The sequence below is a fragment of the Thiobacillus denitrificans genome, from assembly GCF_001530125.1.
Classification (GTDB): Bacteria; Pseudomonadota; Gammaproteobacteria; order Burkholderiales; family Thiobacillaceae; genus Thiobacillus; species Thiobacillus denitrificans_C.
Genome location: NZ_LDUG01000025.1, coordinates 159312 through 185599 on the forward strand (window position 1 = coordinate 159312; position 26288 = coordinate 185599).

At 64.8% G+C, this 26288-nt stretch carries 26 protein-coding genes; 15 read left to right on the forward strand and 11 right to left on the reverse strand.

The window, feature by feature from the left end:
- The first annotated feature begins 258 nt into the window (after window positions 1-258).
- Both ABW22_RS10410 and ABW22_RS10415 read left to right on the forward strand, forming a co-directional pair.
- Window positions 259-1605, forward strand: coding sequence for an EAL and HDOD domain-containing protein (locus ABW22_RS10410; protein WP_237763304.1), 1347 nt, complete (start codon window positions 259-261; stop codon window positions 1603-1605).
- Between the two features lie 177 nt (window positions 1606-1782).
- Entirely contained in the window at window positions 1783-2061 is a 279-nt protein-coding gene (locus ABW22_RS10415) for a GIY-YIG nuclease family protein (RefSeq protein WP_059755958.1), read from the forward strand.
- Here ABW22_RS10415 and ABW22_RS10420 read toward each other — a convergent pair.
- Together ABW22_RS10420 and ABW22_RS10425 are read right to left on the reverse strand one after the other, a co-directional pair.
- Window positions 2009-2857, reverse strand: coding sequence for a patatin-like phospholipase family protein (locus tag ABW22_RS10420; protein ID WP_193393297.1), 849 nt, complete (start codon window positions 2855-2857; stop codon window positions 2009-2011). The genes ABW22_RS10415 and ABW22_RS10420 overlap by 53 nt on opposite strands.
- A 79-nt stretch (window positions 2858-2936) precedes the next feature.
- On the reverse strand, window positions 2937-4649 hold the full coding sequence (locus tag ABW22_RS10425) for an adenosylcobalamin-dependent ribonucleoside-diphosphate reductase (protein WP_059756166.1): 1713 nt from the start codon (window positions 4647-4649) through the stop codon (window positions 2937-2939).
- 92 nt (window positions 4650-4741) lie between these two features.
- On the opposite strand from ABW22_RS10425, the gene ABW22_RS10430 reads away from it, so the two are divergent.
- The 9 genes from ABW22_RS10430 (at window position 4742) to ABW22_RS10475 (ending at window position 11750) form a co-directional block, all read left to right on the forward strand.
- Window positions 4742-5779 carry a serine/threonine protein kinase gene (locus tag ABW22_RS10430; protein WP_082708710.1) on the forward strand — a complete coding sequence of 346 codons (1038 nt, stop codon included), beginning with the start codon at window positions 4742-4744 and terminating at the stop codon, window positions 5777-5779.
- A gap of 92 nt (window positions 5780-5871) precedes the next feature.
- A complete protein-coding gene (locus ABW22_RS10435; protein ID WP_059755961.1) occupies window positions 5872-6120 on the forward strand; it encodes an AbrB/MazE/SpoVT family DNA-binding domain-containing protein in 249 nt (82 codons plus the stop codon).
- The gene (locus ABW22_RS10440; RefSeq protein WP_059755965.1) at window positions 6120-6524 is read left to right on the forward strand and encodes a PIN domain-containing protein; all 405 of its coding nucleotides are present in this window, start codon (window positions 6120-6122) and stop codon (window positions 6522-6524) included. The genes ABW22_RS10435 and ABW22_RS10440 overlap by 1 nt, the downstream gene beginning before the upstream one ends.
- 11 nt (window positions 6525-6535) lie before the next feature.
- Window positions 6536-6928 (forward strand): HIT family protein, encoded by a 393-nt coding sequence (locus ABW22_RS10445; RefSeq protein ID WP_059755968.1) that lies wholly within the window; start codon window positions 6536-6538, stop codon window positions 6926-6928.
- Window positions 6925-7797, forward strand: a complete 873-nt coding sequence (locus ABW22_RS16805) for a phosphorothioated DNA-binding restriction endonuclease (protein WP_082708714.1) — start codon at window positions 6925-6927, stop codon at window positions 7795-7797. Before ABW22_RS10445 ends, ABW22_RS16805 begins: the two co-directional genes overlap by 4 nt.
- A gap of 178 nt (window positions 7798-7975) precedes the next feature.
- Entirely contained in the window at window positions 7976-9757 is a 1782-nt protein-coding gene (locus tag ABW22_RS10460; RefSeq protein WP_059755978.1) for an N-acetylglutaminylglutamine amidotransferase, read from the forward strand.
- Window positions 9750-11006, forward strand: coding sequence for a lytic murein transglycosylase (locus tag ABW22_RS10465; protein WP_059755982.1), 1257 nt, complete (start codon window positions 9750-9752; stop codon window positions 11004-11006). The genes ABW22_RS10460 and ABW22_RS10465 overlap by 8 nt, the downstream gene beginning before the upstream one ends.
- Before the next feature lies 1 nt (window position 11007).
- On the forward strand, window positions 11008-11379 hold the full coding sequence (locus ABW22_RS10470; RefSeq protein ID WP_082708716.1) for a DUF2237 family protein: 372 nt from the start codon (window positions 11008-11010) through the stop codon (window positions 11377-11379).
- Window positions 11376-11750 (forward strand): hypothetical protein, encoded by a 375-nt coding sequence (locus ABW22_RS10475; protein WP_059755985.1) that lies wholly within the window; start codon window positions 11376-11378, stop codon window positions 11748-11750. Before ABW22_RS10470 ends, ABW22_RS10475 begins: the two co-directional genes overlap by 4 nt.
- Here the strand turns inward: ABW22_RS10475 and ABW22_RS10480 are convergent.
- Together ABW22_RS10480 and ABW22_RS10485 are read right to left on the reverse strand one after the other, a co-directional pair.
- Window positions 11740-12630 carry a DMT family transporter gene (locus tag ABW22_RS10480; protein WP_059755988.1) on the reverse strand — a complete coding sequence of 297 codons (891 nt, stop codon included), beginning with the start codon at window positions 12628-12630 and terminating at the stop codon, window positions 11740-11742. The genes ABW22_RS10475 and ABW22_RS10480 overlap by 11 nt on opposite strands.
- Before the next feature lie 116 nt (window positions 12631-12746).
- Window positions 12747-13379, reverse strand: coding sequence for a HEAT repeat domain-containing protein (locus tag ABW22_RS10485; RefSeq protein ID WP_059756176.1), 633 nt, complete (start codon window positions 13377-13379; stop codon window positions 12747-12749).
- Between the two features lie 55 nt (window positions 13380-13434).
- Between ABW22_RS10485 and ABW22_RS10490 the strand changes: the two genes are divergently transcribed.
- Both ABW22_RS10490 and ABW22_RS10495 read left to right on the forward strand, forming a co-directional pair.
- Window positions 13435-14073 carry an MBL fold metallo-hydrolase gene (locus ABW22_RS10490; RefSeq protein WP_059755992.1) on the forward strand — a complete coding sequence of 213 codons (639 nt, stop codon included), beginning with the start codon at window positions 13435-13437 and terminating at the stop codon, window positions 14071-14073.
- Between the two features lie 40 nt (window positions 14074-14113).
- Window positions 14114-15475 carry a rhodanese-like domain-containing protein gene (locus tag ABW22_RS10495; RefSeq protein WP_082708718.1) on the forward strand — a complete coding sequence of 454 codons (1362 nt, stop codon included), beginning with the start codon at window positions 14114-14116 and terminating at the stop codon, window positions 15473-15475.
- Window positions 15476-15578: 103 nt separating this feature from the next.
- Here ABW22_RS10495 and ABW22_RS10500 read toward each other — a convergent pair whose 3' ends face one another.
- The 7 genes from ABW22_RS10500 to ABW22_RS10530 form a co-directional block, all read right to left on the reverse strand.
- On the reverse strand, window positions 15579-16472 hold the full coding sequence (locus tag ABW22_RS10500; RefSeq protein ID WP_059755995.1) for an arginase: 894 nt from the start codon (window positions 16470-16472) through the stop codon (window positions 15579-15581).
- A gap of 26 nt (window positions 16473-16498) precedes the next feature.
- Window positions 16499-17932 (reverse strand): NAD-dependent succinate-semialdehyde dehydrogenase, encoded by a 1434-nt coding sequence (locus tag ABW22_RS10505; RefSeq protein WP_419184927.1) that lies wholly within the window; start codon window positions 17930-17932, stop codon window positions 16499-16501.
- Between the two features lie 104 nt (window positions 17933-18036).
- A complete protein-coding gene (locus ABW22_RS10510) occupies window positions 18037-18567 on the reverse strand; it encodes a YceI family protein (protein WP_059756001.1) in 531 nt (176 codons plus the stop codon).
- A 74-nt stretch (window positions 18568-18641) separates the two neighbouring features.
- The gene (locus ABW22_RS10515) at window positions 18642-18995 is read right to left on the reverse strand and encodes a hypothetical protein (protein WP_059756004.1); all 354 of its coding nucleotides are present in this window, start codon (window positions 18993-18995) and stop codon (window positions 18642-18644) included.
- Window positions 18992-19870, reverse strand: a complete 879-nt coding sequence (locus ABW22_RS10520) for a 2-hydroxy-3-oxopropionate reductase (protein WP_059756008.1) — start codon at window positions 19868-19870, stop codon at window positions 18992-18994. The genes ABW22_RS10515 and ABW22_RS10520 overlap by 4 nt, the downstream gene beginning before the upstream one ends.
- Entirely contained in the window at window positions 19867-20853 is a 987-nt protein-coding gene (locus ABW22_RS10525; protein ID WP_237763305.1) for an AEC family transporter, read from the reverse strand. Before ABW22_RS10525 ends, ABW22_RS10520 begins: the two co-directional genes overlap by 4 nt.
- Window positions 20854-20906: 53 nt before the next feature.
- Window positions 20907-21872 carry a D-alanyl-D-alanine carboxypeptidase family protein gene (locus ABW22_RS10530; protein ID WP_059756011.1) on the reverse strand — a complete coding sequence of 322 codons (966 nt, stop codon included), beginning with the start codon at window positions 21870-21872 and terminating at the stop codon, window positions 20907-20909.
- A 157-nt stretch (window positions 21873-22029) separates the two neighbouring features.
- Between ABW22_RS10530 and ABW22_RS10535 the strand changes: the two genes are divergently transcribed.
- Window positions 22030-24057: an ATP-binding protein gene (locus tag ABW22_RS10535; RefSeq protein ID WP_237763306.1), complete on the forward strand. Its 2028-nt coding sequence runs from the start codon at window positions 22030-22032 to the stop codon at window positions 24055-24057.
- Window positions 24058-24078: 21 nt separating this feature from the next.
- Window positions 24079-26286, forward strand: coding sequence for an EAL domain-containing protein (locus ABW22_RS10540; RefSeq protein ID WP_059756018.1), 2208 nt, complete (start codon window positions 24079-24081; stop codon window positions 26284-26286).
- Window positions 26287-26288: the final 2 nt, after the last annotated feature.

The window sequence follows — 26288 nt, forward strand, 5'->3', positions numbered from 1 at the left end:
CGCTTGTCAAAGTCGCCGATGCGGGCCAAGCCAGCGATGTGCTGATCCGGAACCCGGCGGCGAAATGAAAGTGCCCCTTGCTGCCGAATGCCCGCTGGACAAGGCCACCGGCTATGCATCCGGCATTTGCGTGGCATCGTCTCGCTCAGGTATGCGCGGTAAGCTGCCAATAAAAATTTCTGCGCGCAGGCTTCAGTCTCGCCCCGCGCTGCCGATTGTTCTGCTGATGTGCCCAAGTCTGTCGGGGAGGAATGAAGCGTGCTGAATCGTCTTGTCGGAATGTTGTCGGGTAACAAGGTGACTGCCGTCGCGCAGCCGCCTCGCGTGGTGCCGGCTGCGGCAGAACCGGTGGCCAGGCCGGTCGCCAAAGCAGGCTCGGTGATGCGTCGCGAGGCCATGCTGGGCCGTGACCAGAAAGTCGCCGCCTACACCTTCATGCTGCGCCGCGCGCTGGACGACCAGCGCGATTCAAACCTGCCCGATGTGCAGCGCCTCTACGACGAGACCCTGCTCGGCAACCTTCAGCGTATGGATATTGCGCGCCTGCTGGGCCAGCGGCTGGCGTTCGTGCCGATTGCACCGGCCAGCCTGGGTCTCCCGCTTATCGACGGCTGGCCCGCGGCTGGAACGGTGTTGCTCTTGAATATTGTCGCCCAGCCCTCTGTCGACGACACCCTGCTGGCCCGTCTGGCTGAACTGAAGTCACGCGGGTTCAGTTTTGCAGTCCATGCCGACGAGGTGGCGCGGCCCGAGTGGCATGCGCTGCTGCAGCTTGCGGATTATGTGCTGATGGACGTCAACAGCGAGGATATCCCCGCTATTACCGCGCAAATAGCCGCCGTGTCCAAAGTGGCGGCGGGCAAGCGCTTTGTCGCGACCGGCGTGCAGACGCTGGAAGCCTTCCACATGTGCCACAAGCTGCAGTTTGCCTTGTTCATGGGGCCCTTTATCACCCGTCGCGAAACCCTCGACAATCCCACCATGGGGCCGTCGCGCGCCAAGGTGCTGGACCTGATGAACCGGGTGCGCACCGGCGCCGAGCAGCCGGAGCTGGCGGCACAGTTTCGCCACGACCCAGTGCTGTCGGTGCGCCTGCTGCGCTATGTCAATTCTCCCGGCATGGGGTTGACGAACAAGATCGGCGGCATCGAGCAGGCGCTGATGGTGATGGGGCAGGACAAGCTCTATCGCTGGCTGACGCTGATCCTGTTTACCGGCGGCAAGGCCCAGGAACTCGATCAGGCCGTGCTGGAAAATGCCCTGGTGCGCGGCCGCATGGCCGAGCAGCTGGCCGGGCGTGCGCTGTTCGCCAAGGCGCGCGACGAAATTTTCGTCGCCGGCCTGTTTTCGCTGCTCGACGTGGTGATGGGCATGCCGATGGAGCAGGTGCTGAAACAGATCAGCCTGCCTGCCGAAATCACCGAGGCTATCGTCTCGCAGCGTGGACCGTACGCGCCCTACCTGGCGCTGGCGATTGCCTGCGAGCAGGACGACCAGAGCAGCATCGAAGCCCTGGCCAAGCAGATTGGACGCGAGGTGGACGACATCAACGCCGTGCACATGGACGCGTTGCTGTGGGCACAACAACTGTCCGACGACGTATGAACCTGAAAACCTCACCACAGAGACACGGAGACACAGAGAAAGGCAGAAAATCAATAGTTTGTCGATCAATTCGCCTTCACCCATCAGGTGAGCGCACTGACACATGCAAGGCGTTGTTTTTCCTCTGTGCACTCTGTGTCTCTGTGGTTCAACTGCGATTTTAAGGATGAATTGAGCATGGTGACCGCTTCCGCCAGCGCCGCTGCATGGTGTGTTTACATGCTGCGGTGCGCCGACGGCTCGCTCTACACCGGCATCACCACCGACGTTGTTCGCCGCGTCGCCGAGCACAACGGCGACGGCCCGCTGGGCGCACGCTACACGCGCAGCCGCCGTCCGGTGCAGCTGGTTCATGCCGAGCCGGCTGCCAGCCGCGCGGAGGCCACGCGGCGCGAAGCGGCGATCAAGCAGCTGGATCGCGCGCGCAAGCTGGCGCTGTGCGCCGCCACGTTGTAATCCGTCTTTTCAATTGTCGTTGCCGTCGTCCAGCCGCGCCCGCAGTTGCGGCATGACGGCCTCGGCAGCACGCCGACCGGCTTCGATGGCGACGCTGGCGCGGTGAAACTCCATCAATCCCAGATCCGCGAGCCGCGGCGCCACCATCACGTCGGGCGGGTCGCCCGCCAGCCGGCTGCGCGTGATCAGTGCCTGCAATGTTGATGCTGCTGGCCACCACATTGAGCATGGCGGGAATCCTGGGCCCGGTTTCGTGGTTGATGCCGAGTTGCGACATGCCGGGCTGGATGCGCACCATCACTGCGTCGGCCAGAGTTTCGGGCTCGGCCGCGGTGTGTTTGCGCGGCGCTTTGGCGGGTTTGGGCTTGAGGTGATGGCCGAGGCGGTCGGTGTTCAGATCCACTGCAATCACGATATCGGCCCCCATCGCGCGGCACAGTGACACCGGCACCGGATTGACCAGGCCGCCGTCGATCAGCCAGCGGCCGTCGACTTGTACCGGGGTGAACAGGCCAGGCAACGCGATCGAGGCGCGTACCGCGTCCGACACCCGGCCCTCGCGCAGCCATACTTCGCGGCCGCGCTGCAGGTCGGTGGCGACGGCGCCGAACGGGCGCGCCAGTTCGCGGATGTCGCGGTCGACAAAATGGCTGCGGAAAAAACCGATCAGCTTCTCGCCCTTGATCAACCCGCCGTTGAGCGAAAAATCCAGAAAGCCCACCACGGTCTGCAGGCGCAGGCTGCGCACCCAGGCTTCCAGCGGGTCAAGCTCGCCGCCCACATAGGCGGCGCCCACCAGTGCGCCGAGCCGCCGCCGAGGGCGAGGCCGATGCGGGTTTTGCCGGGCAGGGTGGAGGGCAGTTTCATTTGCTGGCCTAATCGGCCTCGCGTTCGAGACTGCAGCAGTGTACCTGTTCAGCTTCAGATGGCTGGCTGAGGATGGCGCCGGTGACCGGGTTGGGGCGAAACACCGTGCAGCCCTTGAGGCCGAGCGCATGCGCCTGGCGGTAGAGGTCCGCGAAGCGCTCGAACAAAGTGTCGGCGGCGACGTTGATGGTCTTGGAAATGGCGTTGTCGACAAAGGGCTGCAGCGCAGCCTGCATCTGCAGGTGAGCCAGCGGATCGATCTGCCGCGCCTCGACCAGGGCGGGCGGCATGCCTGCCCCGCCCTGCTGCTGCCATAGCCGGCAGGCGTAGTCGACCACACGATGGGTGCGATAGCTGCCGTCCGTTCCCAGCACGCGGCGTTCGGCCTCGGCGGCGAAAATCGGTTCGATACCGCTGGAGCAATTATTGGCCAGCAGGCTAATGGTGCCGGCCGGGGCGATGGCCAGCAGATGACTGTTGCGGATGCCGTGTGTGGCGATGGCATCGCGAATGTTGGCCGGCAGGCGGCGGGCGAAGCCGCTCGCCAGAAACGCCTCGCAGTCGAGATCGGGGAACGTCCCTTTCTCGCGGGCAAGCGCGATGGAAGCATGGTAGGCCGCGTCGCGGATGGTTTGCATCGCGCGCGTGGCCAGCGTGCGTGCGGCTTCGCTGTCGTAGTTGAGGCCGAGCAGCACCAGCGCGTCGGCAAGGCCGGTGATGCCGAGCCCGACGCGCCGCGTGCGCCGGGCCTGTTCGGCCTGCGCCGGCAGCGGGTAGCGCGAGACGTCGATGACGTTGTCGAGAAAGCGCACAGCAAGTTGCGCCGAGTCGGCCAGCGCATCGAGATCGAGATGGGCGCCGGCGGTGAACGGCGCGGCCACGAAGGCGGCGAGGTTGAGCGAGCCGAGGTCGCAGGCGCCGTAGGGCGGCAGCGGAATTTCGCCGCAGGGATTGGTGGCGGTCAGCCGCTCTTGATAGGCCAGCGTGTTGTCGCGGTTGATGGTGTCGACGAACAGCACGCCGGGTTCGGCGGTGTCGTAGGCCGCGTGCAGGATGCGCTGCCACAGCTCGCGCGCCTTCACCATGCGCGCGCTAGAGAGGCCGGGAAACACCAGCGGCCAGTCGCCGTCGTTCGCCACCGCCGCCATAAAGGCGTCGCTGACCTGCACCGACAGGTTGAAATGCCGCAGCACCGCAGGGTCGCGCTTGGCGTCGACGAAGGTCTCGATGTCGGGATGGTCGCAGCGCAGCGTCGCCATCATCGCGCCGCGCCGCGCCCCCGTCGACAGCATGGTGGCGCACATGGCGTCCCAGATGCGCATGAAGGACACCGGGCCGGAGGCGATGCTGCCGGTCGTGGCAGCCACCATGCCGGCCGGGCGCAGGGTGGAAAAGTCGTAGCCCACGCCGCCGCCCTGCTGCATGGTGAGCGCGCCTTCCTTCAGCGCCTCGAAAATGCTGACCAGGTCGTCGGCGATCTCGCCCATGACGAAGCAGTTGAACAGCGTCACCCGGTGCCCGGTGCCGGCGCCGGCGAGAATGCGCCCGCCGGGCAAAAAACGGAACTGGTCGAGCAGGCGGTAAAAGCGTTCGGCCCACTGCTCGCGTTCCCCGCTTTCCGCCGCCGCGATCGCATTCGCCACCCGCCGCCAGCTGGCGCCGATGCCAGCCTCGCCTGGCGCACGGTAGCGGGTCTCCCAGACATGGCGGGAGATTTCCATGCTGAAAGGGTCGGCTGGCATCATAGTGCGGCGATATGGGCAAAGAGATGAGGCATCATTCGTTTATAGCCTTTAACCGTCACCCCGTTTTTATGATGAACTCGTCGCACCCCTATTCCGCGCTGACCCCCGACTGCGCGCTCGACGCGCTCGACACGACCGGCTTCAAGGCCGATGGCCGCCTGCTGGCGTTAAACAGCTACGAAAACCGCGTCTACCAGATGGGGGTGGAGGACGCAGCACCCGCAAGGGGTACGCCGCCAGACGCTCGCCCTGCGGGCGGTCTTGGCGCAGCACTCGTGGTGGTCAAGTTCTACCGCCCCGAACGCTGGAGCGACGCCGCCATCCTCGAAGAACACGCGTTCACCGCCGAGCTGGCCGCGCGCGAGATCCCGGTCGTTGCCCCGCTGCAGCTGAACGGCGCCACCCTCCATACCCACGCCGGTTTTCGCTTCGCCGTGTACCCCAAGCAGGGCGGGCGCATGCCCGAGTTCGAGCGTCCCGACACCCTGCGCTGGATGGGGCGTTTTCTCGGCCGCATCCATGCGGTGGGCGCACAGGCGAATTTTGCGCAGCGGCCGACGCTCGACATCGAGACGTTCGGCTACGCCTCGCGCGACTTTCTGCGCGACGGCAACTGGCTGCCGCCCGACCTGGTCGCCGCGTGGGACAGCGTGGTCGAGTATGCCCTCGCCAGCGTCGCGCATTGCTTCGAACGTGCCGGCAACGTGCGCGCCATTCGCCTGCATGGCGACTGTCACGCCGGCAACGTGCTGTGGACCGACGACGGCCCGCATTTCGTCGACTTCGACGACAGCCGCATGGGGCCGGCGGTGCAGGACCTGTGGATGCTGCTGTCAGGCGAACGCGACGAGCAGCAGGCGCAGATGACCGAGATCCTGACCGGCTACGAGGACTTCGCCGAATTCGATCCGCGCGAACTGCATCTGGTCGAGGCACTCAGAACCCTGAGGCTGATCCACTACGCCGCCTGGCTGGCCCGCCGCTGGGACGACCCGGCTTTCCCCGCCGCGTTTCCGTGGTTCAATACGCAGCAGTACTGGCAGGCGCGCATCCTCGAATTGCGCGAGCAGATCGCGCTGATGGACGAGCCGCCGCTGGTGGCGTGATGAATTTCAGCACGCCGTGCGTGACGGTGGACGAATGCCGGACACTAGCCTATTATCGGAATAACGGAATTTCCGTATTGCGGAGAATCAAAATGCGTGAAACCCTCATCGTGTCCAATCGCGGCCAGATCACCCTGCCAGCCGATATGCGCAAGCAGCTCGGCATCGCACCCGGCAGCGCCGTGATTATCGAAACGCGCAACGGCGAGCTTGCCCTGAAACCCGCAGCCGTGCTGGAGATCGAACGCTATTCCGACGAGCAGATTGCCCAGTGGGACAGCGAGGACAAGCTGACCGCCGCCGAGCGCCGTCGCATTCTGGCCCGGCTGCAGAAAGCCTGATGCGGCTCTTTCTCGACGCCAACATTCTGTTTACGGCGGCGCATAATCCCAAGGGCAAGGCCGCCCTGGTCATCGAGCTCGGCCAGGCGGGACTCTGGCAACTGGTCACCAGCGCCTACGCGCTGGAAGAAGCGCGCCGCAACCTAGCGCTCAAATTTCCCGGCGGCCTGGAACGGCTGGACGCGTTGGCCCAAGGCTTGCGCATGTCGCCCGACGCAGCGGGCGCGGATTGCCCGGCGGGATTGCCGGACAAGGACTGTCCCATCTATCGCGCCGCGCACGCCTGCCGGGCGGATGTATTGCTCACCGGCGACCTCCGCGATTTCGGTTTTCTGATGAATGATCGCAACAAGGCGGGCGGCCTGCTGATTCAGACGGTCGCCGATTTTCTTAATGCACACTGACTGCATCCGGCATGAGCTCGCCCCTCGAAAAACCCTGTCCTTTTTGTCATCTCGACCCCAAGCGCATCCTCGCCGAGGATGAACTGATCGTGGTCTACAAGGATGGCTTCCCTGTCTCACGGGGCCACACTGTCATCATCCCGCGCCGACACGTTGCCACCCTGTTCGAAGCCAGCGACGCTGAGCAGGCGGCGTTGCTCAAAGCGGTGGCGCAAGCCAAGGACATCCTGGACAAACACTATCAGCCAGACGGCTATAACATCGGTATCAACCACGGTCAGGTTGGCGGGCAGGCCGTGCCGCATTTGCATATTCACTTGATCCCGCGCTACCGGGGCGACAAGGAAGACCCACGAGGCGGGGTGCGGTGGGTGTTGCCGGAGAAGGCGAAGTATTGGGCATGAGGCGTACTCAAATACTCCATGCCTTCGACGGCATCCGCGTCTGGCAGCAGGGCGACAAACGGGCACCGCATAAATCCTTACTGGTTCTGCTTGCTCTGGGCCGAATGCAGCGAGGCGAATCACCTGTTGTGGAATTCAGCCAGATCGACACGCCTCTAAAGAACCTCATCAATGAGTTTGGCCCATCAGGGGCGGGGCAAAACCGCCATTTTCCATTCTGGCACCTTGCAACGGATGTGGATGGAGGAATATGGAGTCTCACCGGCCCGCCCAGTATCCTGCAGCGCCCACGAGGCTCCACGCCTACGCTTACTGAACTGAGGCAGCATCACATTGCGGGCGGTTTTTCGGCTGACGTACAGGCTGCTTTCCAGCATGATCCGGGACTCATTCAGGAAGTTGCCCGCCGCATTTTGGATGCCCATTTTCCGGAAACGCTCCACACGGACATTCTGGAAGCTGTCGGTTTGAGTCTGGCGGACAACAATATGGCCCGTTCAGCGGGTACTGAATACAAGTCCAGAAACCGTGATCCCCAGTTTCGCGAGCGCGTACTGCGCGCCTATGAGTATCGGTGTTGCGTCTGCGGCTACGACCTGCGCCTGGGGCAGCAGACTATCGGGTTGGAAGCTGCGCATATCAAGTGGTTCCAGGCGGGCGGGCCGGATGTCGAGAACAACGGACTGGCCCTTTGTGCACTTCATCACAAGATATTCGATTTGGGCGCGTTTACAGTGGACCCAAGCAATTTTCGTGTTGTATTCAGCCAGCATGTTGCCGGTCATAACTTAACTGGGCAGACATTGCTTTCCAGGCATGGCTCGGAAATTCTGCCGCCGACAAAGTCGGGGGTTCCTACCCAACCCTGATTTTCTGGAGTGGCATCAGGAACAGGTATTCAAGAAACCGGCGAGGGATTTGTAAACATGCATTCGCCTAGCCGATTGAGAAAATCGTCCTGTCGCGACCACGCATCAATGCTATGACATCAAGCAGAGCGCTGCTATACATGTCTCTAGTGAATATCAGATAAGGTGAAGGCAGAACATGTGCGGCATTGCAGGTGAATTCCGGTTCGACAACACGGCGCCCGATGCGGCGGCGATGGCGCGCATGCTGGCGAAGCTGGAACGGCGCGGGCCCGACGCCGAAGGCCAGCACGCCGACGGCGCGGTGCGCCTGGGTCACCGGCGGCTGGCGATCATCGACCTGTCACCACGTTCGCGGCAGCCGATGCTCGACGCCGCCAGCGGCACCGCGCTGGTGTTCAACGGCACGATCTACAATTATCCGGAACTGCGCGCTGAACTGATCGGGCGCGGCCATGTTTTCCATTCCGACGGCGACACCGAAGTCATCCTGCGCGCGTACCTGGAATGGGGCGAAGCCTGCATCGAGCGCTTGCACGGCATGTTCGCGTTCGCCATCTGGAACCGCGAAACGCTGTTCCTGGCACGCGACCGCCTCGGCATCAAGCCGCTGTACTACAGCGAAAACCTCGGCTGCTTCCGCTTCGCCTCGACCCCGCAGGCGCTGCAGGCGGCGGGCGGCGTCGACACCAGCATCGACGCGGTGGCCCTGCACCACCTGTTCACCCTGCATGCGGTGGTGCCGGCGCCACGCACGATTTTCAACGGCGTCCGCAAGCTCGCCCCCGGCACCACGCTGACGGTGAATGCGCGCGGCGAACTCAGCCACCGGAAATACTGGTCGCTACAGGCGCAACGTCCGGCCGTGCCGGCTGTCCAATCAGAATGGGGCGAGGCCGAATGGACCGAGGCCATCCACGACAGCCTCAGGCAGGCAGTGAAAAAGCGGATCGAGATCGCCGACGTCAAGGTCGGTGTGCTGCTCTCGGGGGGGCTCGATTCGAGCCTGCTGGTGGCCTTGCTGGCCGAGCAGGGCGTGCCCGACCTGATGACGTTTTCGGTCGGCTTCGAGGACCAGCCGGAAGAGCGCGGCAACGAGTTCGAATACTCCGACCCGGTGGCCGCGATGTACGGCACGCGCCACCACAAGTACCTGATCCCCAATTCCGAAGTGCTGCGCCGCCTGCCCGAGGCGGTGGATCAGATGTCCGAGCCGATGTTCGCGCAGGACGCGGTGGCGTTCTATCTGCTGGCCGAGCAGGTCAGCAAGACGGTCAAGGTGGTGCAGAGCGGGCAGGGCGCGGACGAGGTGTTCGGCGGCTATTTCTGGTATCCGCTGATGGCGGCGGAAACGTCGGGCAGCCCGCTGGAGCGCTTCCGCAGCCATTACTTCGACCGCGATCACGACGAGTTTCTGCAAACGGTGATGCCGGCGTATCACGGCCCCGACTACACGGCGGAAATGATCGCCGCGCATCTGGCGGAACCTTTTGCCGATGAGTTCATCGATCAGGTGCTGCGCATGGACACGACCATGCTGATCACCGACGATCCGGTGAAACGGGTCGACAACATGACGATGGCGTGGGGGCTGGAAGCGCGCGTGCCCTTTCTCGATCACCAGCTGGTCGAACTGGCGGCGTCGATGCCGCCCGGGCTGAAGCTGGCATCCGGCGGCAAGCACGTGCTGAAAAAAATCGCGCGCGGGCGGGTGCCGGATGCGGTGATCGACCGCAAGAAAGGCTATTTCCCCGTGCCCGCACTCAAATTTGTCCGCGGAGATTTTTTGAACTTCATGCAGGACATTCTCAATTCGCAGGCTTGCCGCGAACGCGGTCTATACAACCGCGCCTACGTGAACAAACTGCTGGATGCCCCGGAACAGCACCACACCCGCATTCAGGGCAGCAAGCTGTGGCATCTGGCGCTACTGGAATACTGGCTGCAAAAACATGCGTAAACTTTTCTTCCTGCTGTCCTTGCTGGTGGTGTCTCCCGCCCATGCCTACGCCGATTTTGAAGTCTGGCTCGCCGGTTTCCGTCAGGAAGCCGAAGCGCAGGGCATTTCCGAGGCTACGCTCGATGCCGCGCTGACCGGCATCACCCCGGTCGAGCGCGTGGTCGAGCTCGACCGTCGCCAGCCCGAGTTCCTGCAAACCTTTGCCGATTATCTGGGGCTGCGCGTCACCGCGAGCCGGGTCGCGCGCGGCCAGACGTTGATGGCCGAACACGCCGCGCTGCTCGATGCGGTCGAACAGCAGTACGGGGTTCCGAAAGCCGTGCTGGTGTCATTCTGGGGGCTGGAAACCAACTACGGCTCCACCCTCGGCAACCACAACATTCCGGCGAGCCTCGCCACGCTCGCCTATGACGGGCGCCGCAGCGCGTTCTTCCGCGGCCAGCTGCTCGACGCGCTGCGCATCATCGACGCCGGGCATGTCAGCGCGATCGACATGAAGGGCTCATGGGCGGGCGCGATGGGGCACATGCAGTTCATGCCGTCGACCTTCCGCGCCTATGCGGTCGACGGCGACGGCGATGCCCGCATCGACCTGTGGCAATCGATTCCCGACGCCCTGCACTCGGGCGCGAACTACCTCAAACGCGCAGGCTGGCGCACAGGCGAGCCGGTGACCATCGAGGTGCGGCCACCGCAAGACTTCGACTGGCGCCGCGCGAGCATCGCCAATCGTTTGCCGGTGGCGCAATGGGCGGCGCTCGGCGTGAAGCCGGTGGACGGCAGCCCGCTGCCGACCGTTGCCGGCCGCTCGGCGATCGTGCTGCCACAGGGCTGGCAGGGGCCAGCTTTCATGGTGTTCGACAACTTCGACGTGGTGATGCGCTGGAACCGCTCGGTGAATTACGCGCTGGCGGTGGCGCAGCTGGCGCAACAGGTCGCGGGCGGCGACGGCCTGGCCGTGCAGGCGGGCGAAGCGGGTGCACTGGGCACGGCGCAACTGCAAGCGCTGCAGCGGGCATTGAACGAATTGGGCTTCAACGCTGGCGCGGCGGACGGCCTGCTCGGCCCGCGTACGCAAACCGCCATCCGGCAATATCAGGCCATGCACCAACTGCCGGTCGACGGCTACCCCGCGCCCAGCGTGCTGGCGCACGTCGAGCAAACCCACGCTGCCGCAGCGGCAGCGGGCACCCTCATCCTGGCGCCTGAGCCCACCTTTGCCGATCCGGCTGCTGATTCAGGGGAATGACGTGAGCGATGCGCGCAATGTGTTGGGCAGTCTGCTGCAGCTGTGCAGCGTGTCGCCGATGACCGGCTTTGTGCGTGACGGCGTCTGCCACACCGGGCCGCAGGACATCGGCAGCCACACCGTGTGCGTGCAGATGACCGACGCTTTCCTCGACTATTCGCTGCAGCGCGGCAACGACCTCGTCACCCCGGTGCCGGAATACGGTTTCCCCGGTCTGAAGGCGGGTGACCGCTGGTGCGTGTGCGCCACGCGCTGGCTGGACGCGGCCGAAGCGGGCGTCGCGCCGCCTGTGGTGCTCGACGCCACTCACGTGCGCGCGTTGCAGAGCGTCGCGCTGGCCGACCTGCAGTACCACGCCCTGCAGACCGCATGAGCCTGCAATGCTGGAAATGCGGCGCCAGCCTGGCCGGCATGTTGCTGCCGCTGTCACGCCGCGAAACCTGCCCCAGCTGCCACGCTGATCTGCATGCGTGCAAAATGTGCCGCCACTTTGACGCGCACCGCGCCGGCCAGTGCCGCGAAATGGCGGCCGAACGCGTCGCCGACAAGGTGCGCGCCAACGATTGCGGCTGGTTCGTGCCGCGGCCGGAAGCCTACAAGGGCGGCGGCGCGGCGATGGCGCAGGCCAGCCGCGGCGCGCTCGATGCGCTGTTTTCGAGTCAGTCTGGCGCGAATCAAGCCGGCGGCAGCGAAACCGCCAAACCCGCGCCGCCCACTTTGCTAGACGACCTGTTCAAGAAATAGCCGGCTGGCGCAACTGCCGCAGCGCCTGCCATTCATACAGCAGCAGCCCCGCGCCGATCAGCGCAATGCCGGCCCAGCCGCGGGCCGGAATGAATTCGGCGTTGAGCGTCTGCCCCAGCAGCAGCGCCGCCACCGGCGTCACCAGCATGATCAGTGCGACCCGTCCGGCGTCGAGATGCTTGATCACGTAGTAATACAGCGTGAAGCCCACCACCGACCCCAGCACCCCGAGATAGACGATGGCGGCACCGGCGCGCAGCGTGGTGTCGGGCGGCAGGCGCGCGGAATCGGCGATCAGCCAGGCCAGCACGAAAAGCGGTGTTGCCACGCCGAGCGAGCCGCTGGTGATGGCGAGCGCCGAGACGCGCACATTCAACCGCTTGATCCACACCAGGCCCAGCGCCTGCACCGTCATCCCCGCCAGCACCGCGAGCGTGCCCAGCGTGGCGCGGCCGTCGCCCGGCCACGGCTGGCCGAAAATGAGCCACAGCCCGGCCAGCGCCAGCCCCAGGCCGGCAATGCGAATCGGCGTGAGCGTGCGCTCACTCAACCACAGCGCGGCGAACACCCCCGTCACCAGCGGCGACAGCCCGAAAATGACCGAAATCAGCCCAGACGGAATGTGCAGCGCCCCCCAATAGGTGAGCAGCATCGCCACGAACATCGACAGACCGCTGATCGCATACAGCCGCCGCGCGGCCGCGGTGAACGGAAACGCGGTGCGGGTGGCGAAGAGCAGCAGCAGGCAGATCGCCAGCCCGATCAGCATCCGCGCCATCACCGCGAAGCTGAAACTGGCCCCCTGCGCGCTCCATTGAATCGCCAGCGGCGTGGTCGACCAGATGAGGATGACGCCCAGATAGGCAACGGGGACGGACATGGATGGGCGCGAATGCTCAGGTAGGTGGACTTTCAGTAGATACCGATGAGCGCAGCGTTATCCGCCGAATGCGAGCCTCTCATACGGCGGATTACGCTGCGCTAATCCTACGCGGGCTAACCTGAAATATTTTGCAAGCTCTCCGCCGCGATCTCGCGCACGTCGGCATCCTCGTCCGTCAGCCGCGCGTCCAGCCACGGACGCGCGGCCGCATCCCCGCTCAGCCCCAGATAATGGCAAGCGTCCGCCCGCACCCGCGCGTCTTCATGTTGCGACAGTTCACCCAAACGCGGCAGCAGCGCACGCAGGGTGTCGCTGCCGGCAAAATTTTCCAGCAACACCCCCGCACCCAGCCGCACGTTGAGGCTGGCGTCCACATTGCCGATGATCGGCAGCACGGCGGCCAGCAGGGCGGGGGCAGATTCGATCATCGCCTGCGCTTTGGGCAACTGGCCTTCCTTCAACAGCATGTGAAAATAATCGGCCATACCCGTCTCGCTGTCGGCCTTGGCCGCCCACTCGGCGAGCTCGGCCTTGGCGTGGACACCGGCCAGTTCGATGCGGCCGATGCGCAGCCACGGCACCGAGCGCACGCCGAGCGCTTGCCCCACCTCGGGGTGCTGCTCCAGATTGACCGCCTCCAGGCGGCCGACCGTGCCCTGCTTCACCAGCTCGGCCAGCGCGGTGAGCATCGCCGGGCAGTGCGGGCAATGGGTGGAAATCAGCAGCAGGGCGTCGGGTGCGGGCATGGGCGATTGGTCGAATGCGATTGGTTGAATGGCGGCGTGGCAGGATAATGGCTGCATGGAATTTACCATTCTCCCCGTCACTCCGTATCAACAGAACTGCTCGCTGGTGTGGGATGCCGATGGCCGCGCGGCGCTGATCGACCCCGGCGGCGAGGCCGAACGCCTGCTGGCGGAAGTTGCTGCGCGCGGACTTACGCTGGAAAAAGTCCTGCTGACCCACGGCCATCTCGACCACGTCGGCGCGGCGGCGGAACTGCGCGATGCGCTCGGCATCCCCCTCATCGGCCCGCAGCGCGAGGAGCAGTTCTGGCTCGACCTGTTACCGCAGCAGGCCGAGCTGTTCGGCTTTCCACCCGCGCTGGCGTTCACCCCCGACCAGTGGCTGGAGGACGGCGACCGGGTGGACGTCGGCAGCCTGCGCTTCGACGTGTTGCATTGTCCCGGCCACACCCCCGGCCATGTGGTGTTCTACCAGCCGCAGGCGCGGCTCGCCTTCGTCGGCGACGTGCTGTTCAAGGGCTCGATCGGCCGCACCGATTTTCCGCGCGGCGATCACGCAGCGCTGCTGGCCGCCATTCGCGACAAGCTATTCCCGCTTGGCGATGACGTGCGCTTCGTGCCGGGGCACGGCGCCATGTCCACTTTCGGACATGAACGTCGCGAGAACCCCTTCGTTGACCTAGCGTCAGACTGACATCCGCCCTGCGGGCCACAAAAAATTAAAGGAGTCTGACATGAAGCCTTCGTATTTCCCGTTTTCCCTGCTCTGTGCGGCCTTGCTGCTTCCTGCCGCAGCACAGGCGCAAAATCTGACTGCCATCGTCAATCCTCCACCCGAGGCGCCATCGCTCACGCAGGCCGCGCAAGGCGTGCTGGATGCGGTGAATAAACGCGTGCCGCAATTGGACACCCAAGGCCTGCTGGCGCAGCTGAAAGCGCAGCCGACAACCGTTGTCATCGATGTGCGCTCTCCCGCCGAGCTGAACCTGTCGGGCTATATCGACGCGCCGCTTTTTTTCAATATCGATCGCGGATTTCTTGAATATCAGATCGAGGCGCGCGTGCCGGACAAGGCCACGCCCATCGTCGTTTATTGCGGTGTCAACCAGCGCAGCCCGCTGGCAGCCGAAACGCTGATGAAGCTCGGCTACAAGAACGTGAAGAACTACCGCGACGGCTTCTTCAATTGGAAGCGCGCCGGCCTGCCGATCCAGCAATTCGACAAGGCGCCTACATCCTTCCTGTACGACCTGCCGCAGGAAATCATCCCCGGCGTGTGGTCGGCGATCGGCGCCACCGCGCCGGGCACCTACGTGAACGCCGGCCACAACAACAACCTGTCGTTTGTCATCACCGACGACGGCGTGCTGGTGGTGAACGCCGGCGACAACTATCTGCTGGCGCAAAGCCTGCACGAGGAAATCAAGAAGCGCACCAAGCAGCCGGTGAAATACGTGGTGCTGGAAAACAGCCAGGGCCACGCCATGCTCGGCGCCAACTACTGGAAGGAACAGGGCGTCACCATCATCGCCCACCGCGACACAGCGAAGCAGATGGAAAAGACCGGCTACGACGTGCTGGCGGGCATGCGCAACCGCGCACGCGACAAGGCGTTCAAGACCGAGTTCGTGATGCCCGACAAGCTCTACGACGACAAACTCGAGCTGAAAATGGGCTCGTGGAATTTGCAGATCCTGCACCTCGGCCCCTCGCACAGCCACGGCGACACCATGGTGTGGCTGCCCGAGAAGAAACTGGTGATCGCCGGCGACACCGCCTTCCACATCCGCATGCTGCCCATTTTCGAGGACACCGACACCGCCAAGTGGGTCGAGACCTGGGACACCTTCGAGGCGCTGGGCGCCGATATTGTCATCCCCGGCCACGGCGGGCCGACCGACATGGCCACCGTGCGCAAGTGGACGCACGATTACCTGGTGCACCTGCGCGCGAAAGTCGCCGAAGTCGTCAAGGCCGGCGGCTCGCTCGACGACGCCTACAAGGTCGACCAGTCGGCCTACATGCACCTGCACACTGCCGATGAGCTTGCGCGCAGCAACGCCGGGCGGGTTTTTCGGGCGATGGAGTTCGAATAGTAGGAGGCTCGCCCCGGGCCGATGCCGTGGTGTATGCATGGGTGCGAAAATCGCGGCGAGGGCGCCGCTCCCACAGGATGTGGGGGTTCGGCCTCGGGCCGGCTTATTTCAGCGGCGTGATCGCGTCGACCAGCGCGCCGGCGGCGTCGGCGGTGGCGTGACCGCGATCGCGGCGCGGGTTGTACTCGACGATTTCCATCGCCACGAAAGCCGGGTCGCCGCGCAGTTGCGACAAGGCAGCGGCGAGTTCGGCGCGGCGCAGCCCGCCCGGCACCGGGGTGCCGACGCCCGGCTCTTCTTCCGGGTCGAGCGCATCCAGATCCACGCTCACACCGAAGCCGACGGTGCCCTGCCGCACAATGGCGAGCGCCTCGTCGAATACTTCGGCCAGCCCGCGTCGGCGGATTTCATCCATGTCGAACACCCGCACGCCCAGTTGCTGCAGCAGCACGGCCTCGCCCGCCTCGAAGCTGCGCACGCCGATCAGGCACACGTGCTCGGGGCGCAGCTTGGCTTCGGGTCCGTCGATCGCGGTGAGCGCCGCGTCGCCGTGGCCGAGCAGCGCGGCCAGCGGCATGCCGTGGATCTGCCCGCTCGGCGTGGTGGCAAAGGTGTGGCTGTCCATGTGGGCGTCGATCCAGATCAGGCCAATTGGCCCGCGGTCGGCCAGCGCGCGATGCACCCCGCTCCAGGTGCCGATCGCGCAGGAATGGTCGCCACCCACCACCAGCGGAAAATTTCCTGTTTGCAGCACCGCCTCCACTTCAGCGGCCAGCCGCGCACTCAGCGCGGCCACCGCATGCAGCGGCGTGTCCCGCGCTTCGCGCGGCACGCGCAGGATCGCGTCCCACGCCACGTGCTGCAGCGGCGTGGCGTGGAATACGCGGTAACGGCGTAGCGCGTCCGGCCCCTCGGCGCAGCCCGGGTCGGGCGCACCGGCGCAACTGGCGGCGCCGATGACGATGATGCTGCGAGGTGAAGAGGAAGCCGACTTCATGCTGTTTGCCTGGCAGGCACCAAGGCTTATCCCAGGCCTCCCAGATTCACATATTTCGTTTCCAGGTATTCGTCGATCCCGCTGCGCCCGCCCTCGCGACCCAGCCCCGACTGCTTGACGCCGCCGAACGCCGCCTCGGCAGTGGAGATCACGCCGGCGTTGATGCCGACCATGCCGTAGTCGAGCTGCTCGGCCAGCCGCCAGGCGCGGCCGAGGTCGCGCGTGTAGGCATAGGCGGCGAGACCGAACTCGGTGTCGTTCGCCATGCGGATCACCTCGGCTTCATTGGCAAAGCGGATCAGCGGCGCCACCGGGCCGAAGGTCTCCTCGCGGCAGACCTGCATGTCGGGCGTGCAGTGGCTCAACACCGTCGGCTGGAAGAACTGCCCGCCGAGCGCGTGGCGGTGCCCACCGGTGAGGAGCTTGGCGCCGTGCGCGAGCGCGTCGGCGATGTGCGCCTCAACCTTGGCGAGCGCGGCAGCGTTGATCAGCGGCCCGGTTTCCACGCCCGGCGTGAAGCCCTCGCCCACTTTCAGCTGCGCTACGGCCGAACTGAATTTCTCGGCGAAGGCATCGAAGATTGCATCCTGCACGAACACGCGGTTGGCGCACACGCAGGTCTGCCCACTGTTACGGTACTTGCTGGCGAGCGCCCCCGCCACTGCCGCGTCGAGGTCGGCGTCGTCGAACACGATGAAGGGCGCGTTGCCGCCGAGTTCGAGCGAGACGTGCTTCAAGGTGCCGGCGCTCCGCGCGAGGAGCTGCTTGCCCACCGAAGTTGAGCCGGTAAACGAGACTTTTCTGACCAGCGGATGCGAGGTCAGCACATTGCCTATCGTCGTCGCGTCGCCGGTGACCACATTCAGCACCCCCGGCGGCAGCCCCGCGCGTTGCGCCAATTCGGCCAGCGCCAGCGCGGTGAACGGCGTTTGCGAAGCCGGCTTCGCCACCACCGTGCAGCCCGCAGCAAGCGCTGCACCGGCCTTGCGCGTCAGCATCGCGGCAGGGAAATTCCACGGCGTGATCAGCGCCGCCACGCCGACGGGTTGCTTCAGCGTGAACAGGCGCCGGTCCGCCCACGGCGACAGCACCACGTCGCCGTACACGCGCCGCGCCTCCTCGGCGAACCACTCGATGAAACTTGCCGCGTAGTCGATTTCGCCCAGTGCCTCGGCCAGCGGCTTGCCCTGTTCGGACACCATGATTGCAGCGAGATCATCGCGGTGCTGCAGGACCAGGTCGAACCAGCGGCGCAAAAGCTGCGAACGGGATTTCGCCGTCTGGTCGCGCCAGGCGGGAAAAGCCAAAGATGCCGCTTCAATCGCCCGTTCGACATCAGTGACACTGCAGCTCGGCGCGTGGCCGACAATTTCTGCATTAGCCGGATTGCGAACGGCAAAGCGCGCGCCGCTGGCGGCAGCCTGCCACTCGCCACCGATTAGCGTCTGCTGCCGGAACAGGGTGGGGTCGGTGAGTTTCACGGTAGGTGGCATTCCCATATTGGATACAAGACTGAGGGCTCATTGTGCCTCACCCCGGAACCTGTCGGCCCTGCCTTGGACATTCAGTTTTCCCGGTAAGCCTCTACCTGGATGCGCATGCCAAAGCGGGAACGCTGAAGCGTGCCGCGTGCATCGGCACCACAACGCCACTTGCCGGAAAGCGGGTTCAATCCGCACTTGATGCGGGCAATCTCCAGCCTCATCGGTTGAGCCATGCCCAGCATCGTCAACTTGCCTTCAATTGCCGCCAGTCGATCCTGCTCGAAGATGAAACGCTGGCTACGGAAAATGATGGCGGGGTGGCGGCCGACATCGAACCAGGCCGCGCCCTTGAGGACGGCATCGCGCTCATCGTTTCCCGTGTTAAGCGAATCGGCATCGATAACGACATTAAGACGTCCGGTATGTTGCTCAACATCGTATTCAAGGCTGCCGTGGATGCGGTCGAAGCGGCCGCGCTGGGTAAAAATCCAGAGTTGATCGATTTCAAATTGCGCGACGGTATGGCTGGAATCAAGCTGGAAAGTCGCAGACCCAACCGGGCGACTTAACAGCGACGCGAGGAAAACTATCAGGAGTCGGAATCGCAACATGGCTTTTCCTTAGTGTGAAAGTCTGGCCGCGAGCAAACGGGTTCCCGGACCTGAAAGGCCGCTCGCCTCAGGCGTTAGTGTCTGGCTTCGGCGATGAGCGCTTCCAGCAGATCGATCAGCGTTTGTCCCGGCGTATCGCTCGTGGGCAAATGTCGCACTGCAATCTCACGTGCCTCGCACGCGGCCGTATCGACTACCGCCGGGCCGGTGACGATGATGCGGATGAGCTTGTGCAACTGGCCGATTGCATCGGCATTGATCGGTGTGGCATGAGTGATGACGGTGGTAGACCAGAACAGCCGCGGCACGATGTCGGCTGCGTCCGAATCGGGATACTCGCTCCAGTTGTGGTCGAAGTTCGGGATCGGCAGGTCGTCTGCGGTAAAGGCGGCACAATCAAGAAAAGCGATGCGCTCCTTCACGCTCATTTCCCTTCGCCCACCAGCCGCTCCAGCGCGCGCATGATCGCCGACGAATCGAGTTCGCTGTCGCCCGCGCCCATCAGCGCGTTCATCTGCTGCGCGATCAGCGCGGCGCCGGGCAATGGTGTGGCGGTTTCCTGCGCGTTGTCCATGACGATGGCCATGTCCTTGTGGTGCAGTTTGACCTTGAAGCCGGGCTTGTAGTTGGCGTCGAGCATGCGCTGGCCGTGGACTTCGAGGATGCGGCTGCCGGCGAAGCCGCCCAGCAGCGCTTCGCGCATCTTGACCGGGTCGACGCCGTTGCGCCGTGCCAGCAGGATCGCCTCGGCGACGCCCTCGAAGGTGAGGCCGACGACAATCTGGTTGCAGCATTTGACGACCTGGCCGGCGCCGTGGCCGCCGACGTGGACGATGTTCTTGCCGAGGATTTCGAACAGCGGACGGATCTTTTCGAAAATCGGCGCTTCGCCGCCGACCATGATTGACAGCGTGCTTTCGCGGGCGCCGGTCTCGCCGCCCGACACCGGCGCATCGAGCATGTGAACGCCGCGTTCGGCCAGCGCGGCGGCAATGCGGCGGGTGGCGGCGGGCGACACGGTGCTCATGTCGACGATGGTGTGGCCGGGGCGGGCGCCGTGCACCAGGCCGCGGTCACCAAGGATGATCTGCTCGACGTCGGTGGTGTCGGAGACGACGGTGAAGGTGATGTCGGACTCGGCGGCGACCTCGGTGGGCGTGCCCTTGCCGAGCGCGCCGGCGACCAGCATCGGTTCGAGGCGGTCGAAGCGGCGGCCGTAGACGAACAGCTGATGCCCGGCGCGCAGCAGGTTTTCCGCCATGGGGCGGCCCATGATGCCGCTGCCGATGAATCCGATTTTCATGATGCGATCCCTTTTACGACGACAAGCCAGAATGGCAGCGTAACCAATCCCACCAGCGTTGACCAGCCCATGATGAGCCCCGCCAGGCGGGTGTCCAGTCCGAAGCGATCGGCCAGCGCGATGACCATCACCATGGTCGGCATGGCGGCTTCCAGCACGCCGGCTTCGCCGGGTTCGGTGAGCTTGCCGGGCCACGCCAGCGCAATGCCCAGCGCCAGGAGTGGCATCAGCGCGAGCTTGATGCCCAGCGCGACGAAAACGGCTTTTTGCGGGCGCAGGTCGTGCCACGGGATGGTCAGGCCCAGCACGAACAGCATCAGCGGAATGGTCGGGCTGCCGGCCCAGCGCGCGGCCTCGATCAAGGGGTCGAGCGCCGCGCCGGAGAGGTTGACCGCGATGCCCGCGGCGAAGCCCCACACCGGCGGCAGTTTCAGCCACATCGACAGGAACGAGGCGTGCTCGGCGTGCTTGCCGCAGCGGAAGGCGATCCACACGCCGAGCGACCACACCAGCGGGGTGGTGGCGAGCATGTCGGCGAAGAAGGGATAGCGCGCGCCGGATTCACCGTACACCGTGGTGAGGAAGGGATAGCCAAAGAACAGCACGTTGCCGAAGCCGGACGCCAGCATGATGGCGCCGCGCTGTGGCCGCGACAGGCCGCGTCCGAGCGGGGTGGCGAACAGCGCCAGCGCGGCCAGCGCCAGGCCGAACAGGGTGGCGGCACCGAGAATCAGCGGCACCTGCAGGATGGCGAGGTCAACTGTGGCGGATGCGCCTGCCGCGAAGAACAGCATCGGCGCAAAAAAATTCAGCACCAGCCGGTTGATTTCGCCGCGCAGGCCGACGACGGAAATACCGCTTTGCCAACGCGGCCAGATGGCGCCTGCGGCGATCAGCAGGGACAGGGGCAACAGCGTCTTAAGCAGCAGTTGCTGGGCGAGCTCGGCAGACATGAGGCGGGATGCAAACAGACGGGCGCTCATCATAACGCCGCCGCAGGACAGCTGGCGCGAGAAGCGCGCCAGCTGGTGAAGGATCAGGTGCGCGAGGCGGGGGTGCGGCGTTTGTCGGTGCGAAGCGGTGCGGCGGATTCCAGCCACTCCTTGATGCGGGTGGCGTCACTGGCACGATTGCCTGTGCCCCGCGCATCGAGCAGCACGATGATGACATCGCGGTTGGCGACCTGCGCCTGCATGATGAGGCAATGGCCGGCCTCGTTGATGAAGCCAGTCTTGGACAGGCCGATATGCCAGTCTTCCGCGCGGGTGAAGCGATTGGTGTTGTTGAATGCCACGGTGCGGTAGTGCACCTGGGGTTTTTGCTGCTTTTTCTGGGTCACCACGCGCTGCGAGTCGAGGGTGTAATTGCCGGCGGTGCTGATGAGGCGGATTTCGGGGTAATTTTGATAAGCGTAATTGACGAGTTTGGCGAGGTCGTGCGCGGTCGAACGGTTGCCGCTCGACAGCCCGGTCGGCTCGACATAGACCGTGTCGTTCATGCCCAGCACGCGCGCCGTGCGGTTCATGGTGGCGACGAAGCGCTGCAGGCCGCCCGGGTAGTTGCGCCCGAGCGCGTTCGCCGCGCGGTTGTCGGACGCAATCAGCGCTAGATGCAGCAGCTGGCCGCGCGTGTAACGGGAGCCGAAGGCCAGGCGCGAACCGGTGCCCTTGAGGGTGTCGCGGTCTTCTTCGGTGATGGTGATGTGTTCATCCATAGGCTGCCCGGCGTTGAGCACCAGTATCGCCGTCATCAGCTTGGTGATCGAGGCGATCGGCGTCTGCAAGCTGGCGTTTTTTGCCAGCAGCGGTTGCCCACTGGCCTGGTCGAACACCAGCACAGAATGCGCGCTAAATTCCGGCATCGGCGCAACGTCGGGCGCCGATTGCGGGGCGGATAGTGTCGTGTCGAGCTGATCGCTCCACTGCAGGGACGTGCGGCCATCGAGCGCGGCGGCGCCGGTGTGAACGCACAACAATAACAATCCGGACAGTACAGCTTTCATATGAACTCGCTTCAATGAAGGGCGACGGAAATGCAACACGAAGTCAATATACGGACACGCCGGCCAAAACTTTAAAACAACAGTTCACGGCAGCGGCCTGAATGTTTTATAAGCTTAGATTGACGGTGTAGCAAATTTAGTTATATATGGCAATGAGATGCAAGAACTTTCGCACAAATCACTAAAGAAGTCGGCGCTAACAGCAGGTCTCTGTGCGCCCGGTGTGGTGGCCGAGGCACTGGAGCAGCTGATGCGAGGCGATGTCGCGCAGGCGGAGTTCACCGCCTGCGTGCGCTGCGACCCCGTGCTGGCGCTGCGTCTGCAGTTGCAACCCGTCGATTTCGGTACGCAGCAGGATCTGCTGCGGGCGCTGTTGCTGGCCGCGCCGGTCGCATCCGGTGCGGCGCAGGTGGCCCATGCGGCGCGTTGGCGCCAGTCGCTTGGCGTCGCGCATCTGGCGCAGGCGCTGGCGCTCCGCGCCGGCGTGGCCGATGCCGAGGCGGCCTGGATCGCCGGCCTTGCCCACAATCTGGCGGATTATCTCGATACGGCCCCCACGCCGCCGGCGCACGCCGCCGACTGGCTGATCGAACTCGACTCCGACGGCTGGCTGGCCGACGCCGTGCGCTACCACGCCGAACCGCTGGTACGCGGGCGCGCAGCGCATCCGCTGGTGCGCATCGTCCAGCTTTCCTATCAACTCGTGACCCGTGCCGACGCGGTGGACAGCGTGGACGTGCGCGCCGCGCTCGCCGCCCTGCAGTTGGGTGCGGGCGAAGCCGCCCAGTTGCTGGGCGACAGCCTGGAGCAGACGCGACAGCTGGCGCAGCGCTTCGGGCTGGTCGATGCGCTGGCGCATACGATTCCACCCGGGCTTCAGCCCGCAGTGGATCGGAGTCCTTTAGGGCCGACGTCTGGCGGCGGGTTCGAGCGTCTCGCCCGTCTGTATGCGGCGCAGGCGGTGCAATCGGCGCTGCACAGCCACTTCCGTCAGGCAAGCGGGGCCGGCCAGGTGTTTACGCTGCTGCAGGACGCTTTGCGTGCCCTGTTCGGGATTGAACGCGCCTGCCTGTTCGCGCCTGCCGGCGACGGCACCCTGCAGATGACGCAGCTGATTCCCGCGGCCGCCGGCCTCTCCGCGCTGGCGATTCCGCCCGACGACGCCCTTTCGGCGCTGCCGCGCGCGCTGGCGCGCAACGCCCCCCAGCAGTTCAAGCGCTTTGATCCGGACGCGGCGCTGGTCGACGGACAGATCGCCCGCCTGCTCGATGTATCGCGCTTTATTTGCCAGTCGCTGGCGTTGAGCGATGGCCGGACGGGCGTGCTGGTGGCGGGCGATGCCTTGCCCGGCCTCGGCGCGTTGCCGCTGTGGCGGTTCACCCTGGCCGAATGTGCCGAGGCCTTGATGCCGCTTCCGTTGGCAATGCCCGCACCGGCTGCGCCGATACAAGCGGCGCCCGCGCCGAGCGACGACATTTCACGCGACCGGGTCCGACGCGCCATTCATGAAGTGGCCAACCCGCTCACCATCATGCGCAATTACGTCAACCTGCTGTCCGATCGCCTGGGCGCGGATTCGGCGGTGCAGCGCGACCTCGGCATCATCAGCGACGAAATCGAGCGGGTGGCGCGCATCGTGCGCGGCATCACCGCGGTCGAGGAAAACGCGCCGCCTGCCGCGGCACTCGAACTGGTGTCGGTCAACAGCGTCGTCTCGGAACTGGTGCGAATGTCGCTCGGCACCCTGTTCGCGCCGAACAAGGTCAATGTGCAGATCGACCTCAACCCCGACGTGCCGCCACTGCCGCTGCAGAAAGACCTGCTGAAGCAGGTGCTGTTCAACCTGGCCAAGAATGCGGTCGAGGCCATGCACGCCGGCGGCCATCTCAAATTCACCACGCGGCTGGTCGACGTGGACGGCCTGCGCCAGGTCGAAATCGAAGTGGCCGACACCGGCCCCGGCCTGCCGGCAGCGGTGACGTCACACCTGTTCGAACCGGTGGTCAGCGAGAAGGGCGGCGATCACGCCGGGCTTGGTCTGACCATCAGCCGCAGCCTGGTCGAGCGCATGAGTGGCCACCTCAACTGCACCAGCACGCCGCAAGGCACCCATTTTTTGATCCGCCTGCCGACCTTGCAAAACAGCGAGGCCCCGCTCACGACAACACGCTACGGGTCGATGTAACCTGTGCATAAGGAGAACTTCGTGTCAGACAATCCCATTCAACTCTCTCCACAGTGCAGTGCGATCAGCAGCTTTCCGGTTCGCCAGCGTCTTCTGGTGGTGGATGATGAGGTGCTGATTCTGGAAGGCCTGACGCGCCTGCTTGCCACCCGCGATTACGAAGTGGTGACCGCCAACGGCGGCTGCGAGGCCCTGATCGCCATCGGCAAGCAGCAGTTCGATGCCATCTTGCTGGATTTGGGAATGCCCGACCTCAACGGCAACGAGGTGCTGCGCTTCGTGACCGAACGTGGCGTCGACACCCCGGTGATCGTGGTGTCCGGCGACAGCACCATCGATGCGGCGATCCGCGCGTTGCGCGGCGGCGCAGCCGATTTTGTACGCAAACCGTATGAACCCGAAGAACTGCTGCGCCGCATCGAGAACACGCTGACGCGACGGCGGCTTGAGAAGGAAAACAACCACATCCTGCAGCGCCTGCAGCAGTCGGAAAAGTGGCATCGTTTCCTGGTCAACAGTTCGCCCGATTTCATCTACACCCTGGACTGCGAAGGCCGCTTCACCTTCGTCAACGACCGCGTCGAAAGCCTGCTCGGTTACAGCAGCAAAGAGCTGCTGGGCCAGCATTACAGCCTGGTGATCCACGAAGACGACATCGCGCGCGCCGAGCATATCTTCAACGAACGCCGCGCCGGCGACCGCAGTGCGCGCAACATCGAAATCCATCTCAAGTGCAACCCCGGGATGCGGCGCCCGCGCCTGATGAACGGCCGCTGCAAGTCGGTCGAACTCACCGCCACCGGCATGTACGACGAGGAAGCCAGCCCGTTTGAGCAGCGCTTCATCGGCAGCTACGGCGTCGCCAAGGACATCACCGAGCGCAAGCAGGCCGAGGAGACCGTGCACTACCAGGCCTACCACGATCTGCTCACCGGGCTGCCCAACCGCGCGCTGTTCCGCGACCACCTCGGCCTCATGCTGGCGCAGGCCCGCCGCACCCAGCAGCCGCTGGCGGTGCTGAGCCTCGACCTCGATCACTTCAAGGTCATCAACGACTCGCTCGGCCACGCCATCGGCGACGAGTTGCTGCTCGCCGTCGGGGCGCGGCTGCGCCAGTGCCTGCGCGAAGGCGACACCCTGGCGCGCCTGGGTGGCGACGAATTCGCGGTGCTGCTGCCCACCCTGGTGTCGCGCAGCGACGTCGAGCACATCTGCCGCAAGATCATTCAGGTGCTGTCCAAGCCGGTGTACGTCAAGGGCCACGAAATCTACATCTCGGTCAGCATCGGCGCCTGCGTCGCGCCGGAAGACGGCGACATGATCGACAGCCTCATTCGCCAGGCTGAAATCGCCATGTATCGGGCCAAGTCGCAGGGCCGCAGCCGTTTGCAGTTCTGGGAAGCCGGCATGCAGGCGCCCTATTCCGAACGCATGCAGATCGAGGTCGACCTGCGCCGGGCGCTGGCGCGCAATGAATTCGTGCTGTTCTATCAGCCGCAGGTCGACACCGTCACCGGCGAAGTGCGCGGGTTCGAAGCCCTGCTGCGCTGGTGGCATCCGCAGCGCGGCCTCCTCACCCCCGCCGATTTCATCCCGGTGGCCGAAGAGTGCGGCGTTATCGTCCCCATCGGCGACTGGGTGCTGCGCCAGGCTGCCGAGCAAATGGCCGAATGGCGCCGCGCCGGGCTGCCGCCGGTGCGGCTGTCGGTCAACATTTCCGCCCGCCAGCTTGAAAGCGCCGACTTCGTCGACAGTGTCATGCGCGCCGTTCAGGTGTATTCGCTGGATGGCAACCTGCTGGAGCTGGAAATCACCGAAACCCTCCTGATGCGGGATTTCGAGGCCAATGCCATCAAGCTCGGACGCCTCTCCGTTGCCGGCATCCGGCTCGCCATCGACGATTTCGGCACCGGTTACAGCTCATTCAAGTACCTGTCGCGCTTCCCCATTCACACCCTCAAGATCGACCAGTCCTTCGTGCAGGAGCTCGACCGCGAAGAGAACATGTCTATCGTCAACGCCATGATCGCCATGGGGCGCGGCATGAATCTCAACGTCGTCGCCGAAGGCGTCGAAACCGAAGCCCAGCGCGCGCTGCTGCAGCAGATGCAGTGCCACGAGGTGCAGGGCTATTACTACAGCCCCCCGGTTTCCAGCCACGAAGCCACCGCCCTGCTGGGTCGGCATGCGCGCGGCTTCGAGCAGCATGACCAGCGGGTGGCGGGTTAGTC